This is a genomic window from Microbacterium umsixpiens (genome assembly GCF_053543675.1).
In genome coordinates this window covers 9,621-16,376 of record NZ_JBLVOH010000111.1, presented here as the reverse complement: position 1 = coordinate 16,376, position 6,756 = coordinate 9,621, and the positions used below count along the sequence as shown (strand labels likewise).

Sequence of the window (6,756 nt, the reverse complement as noted above, 5' to 3'; positions counted from 1 at the left end):
AGGTACCCACCACCGTGCTCGGACTGGTCGACGCCGCGGTCGGCGGAAAGACGGGCGTCAACACCGCCGAGGGCAAGAACCTCGTCGGCGCGTTCTGGGCGCCCAGCGCCGTGATCGGCGACCTCGACGAGCTCGCCAGTCTCAGCCCGAACGAGGCGACGGCAGGGTTCGCCGAGGTGGTCAAGGCCGGGTTCATCTGGGCACCGGAGATCCTCGACATCATCGAGGCCGATCCCGTTCGCGCGGTGGACACGACCACCGACGAGTTCCGTCGTGCGATCGAACTGGCGATCGCCATGAAGGCCGAGGTGGTCTCCGACGACTTCCGCGAAGCGGGGCTCCGCGAGATCCTCAACTACGGACACACCCTCGGGCACGCGATCGAGCACGCCGAGCGGTATCGCTGGCGGCATGGCGCGGCGGTCTCAGTGGGGATGCTGTACGCCGCGGAACTCTCACGCCTTGCCGGCCGGCTCTCGGATACCGCGGCTGAGCGCCACCGCACCATCCTGGAGTCGCTGGGTCTTCCCACCTCTTACCGGGCGGGCGCGTGGCCGCAGCTGCTCGCCACGATGCAGCGCGACAAGAAGAGTCGCGGCGGGATGCTGCGGTTCATCCTGCTCGACGACATCGCCAAGCCCACCGTGCTGCAGGCCCCGGACGAGTCGCTGATGTTCGCCGCCTACCAGGAGGTGGGTGCGTGAGCCGCCGCATTCTCCTCGTCAACGGCCCGAATTTGAACCTGCTGGGCACGCGCGAACCCGATGTCTACGGCACCGCCACGCTCGCCGACGTGGAGCGGATCACCGCTGCTGCCGCCGCCGAGTTCGACTTCGAGGTGCGCGCGGTGCAGAGCAACCACGAGGGCGTCCTGATCGACGCCATCCACGCCGCGCGCGAGGACTGCGCGGCCATCGTGATCAACCCCGGGGGGCTCACGCACACGTCCGTAGTGCTGCGGGACGCGCTGACCGGTGTCGCGCTGCCGTTCGCCGAGGTGCACATCTCTGATGTGTACGCGCGCGAGGAGTTCCGCCACCACTCCTACCTGCATGATGTCGCCGTGGTCCGCATCGCCGGACGCGGCGTCGACGGATATGCCGACGCCGTGCGCGAACTGGTCACGCACCTCTGATCGAAACGAGTCGCCGTCCACCGCGATGGCCATCAGCTGAGCGCCGAAACGGATGACGTCCACGGGGCGTGCGAGGCGGTGCTGCGGGCCTACGTTCTCGTGGGATGGGCTGCTCCACGGCATGGGCCGTGCGGGGGTCCGGCCGCTCATCCCTTAGACTCGACTGTCGGCCTCGTCCGAACCCGCAGACACACGAACGGAACTCGCAGCGCATGGCATCTACCGCAGACATCAAGAACGGCGTCGTCCTCAGCATCGACGGGCAGCTCTGGAGCGTCATCGAGTTCCAGCACGTCAAGCCCGGCAAGGGTGGCGCGTTCGTGCGCACGAAGCTGAAGAACGTCGTCTCCGGCAAGGTCGTCGACCGCACGTACAACGCGGGCGCGAAGATCGAGATCGAGAACGTCGACCGCCGCGACTACACGTACCTGTACACCGACGGCGACGGCTACGTCTTCATGGATCAGACCGACTTCGACCAGATCACGGTCGGCGCCGCCACTGTCGGCGACGCGAAGAACTTCCTTCTCGAGAACCAGGCCGTGACCATCGCCCTGAACAACGGCAACCCGCTGTACATCGACCTTCCGGCATCCGTGATCCTCGAGATCACCTACACCGAGCCGGGCCTGCAGGGCGACCGCTCGTCGGCCGGCACCAAGCCCGCGACGCTCGAGACCGGCTACGAGATCCAGGTGCCGCTGTTCGTCGAGACCGGCACCAAGGTCAAGGTCGACACCCGCACGGGTGACTACCTCGGCCGCGAGAAGTAAGGCGTGAGCGCCCGGACGAAGGCGCGCAAGCGCGCTCTCGACATCCTGTTCTCCGCCGATGTGCGCGGGGATGACATCGCCGTGACGTTGGCGGCCGAGGCGAAGCGTGCGGCCAGCGAGCCTGCACGTGAGGCCTCCTGGCTCTACGCCCGCGAGATCGTCGACGGCATCATCGACCAGCGCGACGAGATCGATGAGCAGATCACGACGCACAGCCGCGACTGGAAGCTCGAGCGGATGCCCGCGGTCGACCGCGCGCTGCTCCGCATCGCGGTGTGGGAGATCCTCTACAACGACGAGGTTCCGACGGCCGTGGCGATCGACGAGGCCGTGGAGCTCGCGAAGGAGTTCTCGACCGACGACTCCGGCGCGTTCGTGCACGGCGTCCTCGCGCGGGTAGCCCGCTCCGCCTGATCGTCCGCCGCGAGGCACTGTCGGTGGTGTCGGAGAGGATGGGGGCATGTCCCTCGCGTCCGATCCGTCCCGCTCGGAGGGCTCGTCATCCGCGGACTGGCGGTCGATTCTCGGTTCTCCGCGCGACGACGCAGAAACTCCACTCGCACTCGGCGTGGAACTGCGGCTGCGCGACGGCCGAGGCGCGAACCCGTGGGCGTCCCGCCCGCAGCGCACGGCGACCGCGCGCGACGTGGCGAAGCGTACCGGCGAGATCCTGCTCGGCATCCGGCCGCTCGAGAAGAGCGCGTCGACCGGCGCCTGGGTGCAGGGCACGGCATCGTGGGACGCCGTCCGCCGCTCGCCCACGCAGTACGGACGCGACCGGTCGCGGTGGTTCGCCGATCTGCTCAGCATCGCGCGCGACACTCTTCTGTCGGGCACGGCCGGCGACTGGCTGGTCGCCGACCTGATCGAGTCCGGCCTGCTCTGGGGGCATCTGCGTGCCGCGGCTGACGTCGGCATCCCCCTCGTCGCCGCCCAGAAGAGCACGACCGTCGTGCTCGCGGAGCGCGCATCGATCGGCGCCACCGTCGGACGCGAGGGCGGAGGCCTCATCGTGCACCCGGCCGTCACGATCGACGGCCGCGAGGTCGACCCGCTCGCCGTGCATCCGATCGGGCACAGTGGTCTGTACGAGGTCGCACAACGCGGCACGAATCTCCGTGTCACGCTGGCCGAGGTGGCGATCAGCCGCCCCGTGCACGCCCTGCTCGGCGCCGGCAAGGGTCTCGAGGTGCCTGCCGGTGACGAGGCGGCATTCTTCCGTGATGCCTACCCGCTGCTGGCGCGTCGCATCGATGTGCGGCCGGTCGGTCGGGTCGAGCTGCCTCCTCTTCCGGCGCCCCGTGCCGTGGTGGAGCTGTCCTTCCAACGGGGCGACACCGTCAAGTATTCGTTCGCGTGGGACTACCGCGGGTTCGGACTCGTGCCTTTCACGCCGAGTTCCGATGCGGTGCGAGACACCGTCGCCGAAGATGCGCTCAGGGATGCGCTTCAGGCCGTGTGGACGGAACGACTGGGGGAGGAGCTCGCGCCCACCGGGGCTTTCCACGACATCGCGGCCGCCGAATTCGTCACCCGAGTGGTGCCGGCGCTCGAGGCCGAGGGCGTCACCGTCACCATCACCGGCCGCAGCAAGAGCTATCACGAGCTCACGGGCGAGCCCGAGATCACGGTGACCACGGTCGAGAGCACCGATCCCGACTGGTTCGATCTCGGCGTCCTGGTGAAGATCGACGGCCGCACCATCCCGTTCGGACCCCTCTTCACCGCATTGAGCAAGGGCAAGAAGAAGCTCCTGCTCTCCGACGGCGGCTATTTCTCCCTGAATCACCGGGCGCTCGACCGCCTCCGCGAACTGATCGAGGAGGCCGGCGAACTCGAGGAGTGGGAAGCCGGCCCGCGGATCAGCCGACATCAGACCGATCTCTGGGAGGAGTTCGAGGATCTCGCCGACGAGGCTCTTCCCGCAGTGACATGGCGGGCGACGGCCGACGGGCTGCGTCGGGCGAGTTCCGTGCCGGCGGTCGCGGTGCCGCAGGGAATCACGGCCGAACTCCGCCCTTATCAGAAAGAGGGTCTGGACTGGCTCGCCTTTCTCTGGGCGCACCGTCTCGGCGGCATCCTCGCCGACGACATGGGCCTCGGCAAGACGCTGCAGCTGCTGGCGCTCATCATGCACGCGCGCGAAGCGGGGGAGCGGCGACCGTTCCTCGTCGTCGTGCCCACGTCTGTCCTCGCGACCTGGCGCGGCGAGGCCGCACGATTCGCGCCGGCGCTGCGCGTGCAGGTCAGGGCGAGCACACAGGGGCCACCGCTGGCATCCTCGCTGGGTGACATCGACCTCGTGATCACGACCTATGCCGTCGCACGGCTCGACGAAGACTCGTACGCCGGTGTCGAGTGGGCCGGACTCATCCTCGACGAAGCCCAGTTCGTGAAGAACCCCGAGACCAAGCTGCACCGCGCGGTCGCGACTTTCCCCGCCGACGTCACCTTCGCGGTCACCGGAACGCCGATGGAGAACAGCCTCAGCGAGCTGTGGGCACTGCTCAAGCTGACCGCTCCGGGCCTCTTCGCCTCTGCCCGGAAGTTCCGCGAGGACTACATCCAGCCGATCGAGCAGGGCAAGGTCCCCGAGAACGAGGAGGGCGGCGCCTATCGGCAGCGCCGACTCGAACGGCTGCGCCGCCGCATCCGCCCGCTCCTGCTGCGGCGCACGAAAGAACTCGTCGCGCCGGAGCTGCCGGCGAAACAGGAGCAGATCCTCGAGGTCGAGCTGAGTTCCTCCCACCGGGCGCTCTACGAGGTCGTCCTGCAGCGCGAGCGGCAGAAGGTGCTGGGACTGCTGGAAGACCTCGACCGCAACCGCTTCATCGTGTTCCGCTCTCTGACCCTCATGCGCATGCTCAGCCTGGCTCCCGGACTGATCGATCCCGAAGACGCGAAGATCGGCTCGCGCAAGCTCGACGTGTTACTCGAGCGCGTGATCGAGCTGCAGGCCGAGGGCCATCGGGCTCTGGTGTTCAGCCAGTTCACGTCGTTCCTCGACATGGCCGCGGCACGCCTTGATGCCGCAGGCATCCCGTATGCGCATCTGGACGGCTCGACGCGGCACCGCCAGAAGGTGGTCGACGGCTTCACGTCGGGGGAGCAGCCGGTGTTCCTCATCAGCCTGAAGGCCGGCGGATTCGGACTCACCCTGACCGAGGCCGACTACGTGTTCCTTCTCGACCCATGGTGGAACCCGGCCGCCGAGGCGCAGGCCGTGGACCGCACGCACCGCATCGGTCAGGACAACCAGGTGTTCGTCTACCGCATGATCGCCACGGGCACGATCGAGGAGAAGGTGCTCGAACTCCAGCGTCGGAAGGCGCGCCTGTTCACGGCGGTGCTGGACGACGAGGCACTGTTCGCGCAGTCCCTCTCCGCCGAAGACATCCGCGGGCTGTTCGAGGCCTGACCTGTCTCTCGCCGCGAGGTTCGAAGGAGGACGAGCGCGGGCACGTCGTTTGGACAGCTCAAGCCGGACGGGGTGGGTGGGGCGCATCTACGGGAAGTTCGGTGCGCAAGCAGTCGCAACCCGTACACAGCTAGCGTGTTACCGGTTAGCGGGGATCAAATAGAGGAGGCTTGGAGATGCACATGAGAACGAACCGGACAGTAGGAATCATCATTGCGGGAGCGTTGGCTGCAACAATGGTGACGGCTACACCGGCTCTCGCCGAGGAAGGTACGTCCTCATATGGTGAGGAGGATCAGGCAGTCGCAAGCGCTCTCGGCAACCTGGGTGAAGGTTTGCTCCAGCACCCCGTCGGCTCCCAGTCGCCAGCGCAGGACAATGCTAGTCCTGTGATGAGCGACGGCTATCTGGACGTGATCATCCCGGCCAACGCCAGAGATGGCGTTTCCATGACCGTAGGGGAGTTCTCGCTCGGGATATCTCTCCCCAATGCAGCAACCTCAGCCCCCGCCAGTACGCTAGAGAACGGCGCCGTCGCGTTTGCCTCTGGCGGTGAGAGCTCCAACGCCATCGTTCCGACGGAGGGAGGCGTACAGCTCCTCTCGGTCATCGAGAATGAACTGGCGTCCGAGTCTTACGCGTATGGCCTGTCGATTCCCGCAGGGCACAGGCTCGTGGCGACCGACGAAGGCGGGGCGCAGATCATTGACGCGCAAGGTGTGACCAAGGTGGTCTTTGAGCCGGCTTGGGCCCGCGACGCCAATGGCGAGGCAGTACCAACGCATTACATCGTCGAGGGAACGACCTTGACGCAGATCGTCAAGCATCAGGAGCTCAGCGACGTGGCGTACCCCGTCGTTGCCGATCCTCTCCCCCTGGTCGTCATCGTCGTGACGACGATTGCGATGATCGTCGTTGCCGCGGCGGTACTCGGTGTCGCTACGTGGATCGTTGTCAGCTGGTGGAACACGTGCCGGGCGATGGGGAAGTATCCCGAGCTGTCCACGAAGAATGGCTTCACTGCCAGGTGCGTACGATGACGAGCGCTGAAGGGGCGATCGGAATGCGCGGCCCGGCTTCGTCGATGGTTGGCTATTGCCTGGTCGTTCTCCATTCACTCCTCATCTCGGTCGGGATCGTGCTCGTTGGATGGATGCTATGCGCGGCCGTGGCGTTCGGCGGCGGGACGACGATCGCGATTCCATTTATCGCGACGTTTCGCGGCGCTGCCGGACGGGAATATGCTCCGGCCGTGACGATCACCGGATCCGTAGGCGCCACTGCTCTCCTGATAGTCGCATTGGCAGCGCTCATCACCTTGTTGGTCATCGGAGCGGCCCGCCTGCGATACCCCCACGGCTCCGACGCCTGAAGTGTGGCACGGCGGCCTCGCGCGGCGATGTGTCGGTGAGGCCGCCGCGGGTTCTTCG

General features: G+C 67.0%; 7 protein-coding genes. All 7 read left to right on the top strand.

The window, feature by feature from the left end; translation table 11 throughout:
• Positions 1 to 704: 3-dehydroquinate synthase family protein (locus tag ACNPM4_RS11150; RefSeq protein WP_448985748.1), on the top strand; the 704-nt coding region annotated here is incomplete at its 5' end.
• Entirely contained in the window at positions 701 to 1,135 is a 435-nt protein-coding gene (gene aroQ, locus ACNPM4_RS11145; protein WP_448985747.1) for a type II 3-dehydroquinate dehydratase, read from the top strand. The genes ACNPM4_RS11150 and aroQ, both read left to right, overlap by 4 nt.
• Positions 1,136 to 1,347: 212 nt before the next feature.
• Complete coding sequence (gene efp / locus ACNPM4_RS11140) at positions 1,348 to 1,908, top strand: elongation factor P (RefSeq protein WP_029263344.1); 561 nt, start codon at positions 1,348 to 1,350, stop codon at positions 1,906 to 1,908.
• Between the two features lie 3 nt (positions 1,909 to 1,911).
• Positions 1,912 to 2,322, top strand: coding sequence for a transcription antitermination factor NusB (gene nusB, locus ACNPM4_RS11135; protein ID WP_029263345.1), 411 nt, complete (start codon positions 1,912 to 1,914; stop codon positions 2,320 to 2,322).
• Positions 2,323 to 2,368: 46 nt separating this feature from the next.
• The gene (locus ACNPM4_RS11130) at positions 2,369 to 5,326 is read left to right on the top strand and encodes a DEAD/DEAH box helicase (protein ID WP_448985746.1); all 2,958 of its coding nucleotides are present in this window, start codon (positions 2,369 to 2,371) and stop codon (positions 5,324 to 5,326) included.
• Positions 5,327 to 5,718: 392 nt separating this feature from the next.
• Complete coding sequence (locus tag ACNPM4_RS11125) at positions 5,719 to 6,366, top strand: hypothetical protein (RefSeq protein ID WP_448985745.1); 648 nt, start codon at positions 5,719 to 5,721, stop codon at positions 6,364 to 6,366.
• Positions 6,363 to 6,698 carry a hypothetical protein gene (locus tag ACNPM4_RS11120; RefSeq protein ID WP_448985744.1) on the top strand — a complete coding sequence of 112 codons (336 nt, stop codon included), beginning with the start codon at positions 6,363 to 6,365 and terminating at the stop codon, positions 6,696 to 6,698. Before ACNPM4_RS11125 ends, ACNPM4_RS11120 begins: the two co-directional genes overlap by 4 nt.
• Positions 6,699 to 6,756: the final 58 nt, after the last annotated feature.

Coding starts and splice junctions, on each gene's coding strand:
- efp (WP_029263344.1), top strand. CDS start 1,348: ATGGCATCTACCGCAGACATCAAGAACGGCGTCGTCCTCAGCATCGAC.
- ACNPM4_RS11130 (WP_448985746.1), top strand. CDS start 2,369: ATGTCCCTCGCGTCCGATCCGTCCCGCTCGGAGGGCTCGTCATCCGCG.
- ACNPM4_RS11125 (WP_448985745.1), top strand. CDS start 5,719: ATGAGCGACGGCTATCTGGACGTGATCATCCCGGCCAACGCCAGAGAT.
- ACNPM4_RS11120 (WP_448985744.1), top strand. CDS start 6,363: ATGACGAGCGCTGAAGGGGCGATCGGAATGCGCGGCCCGGCTTCGTCG.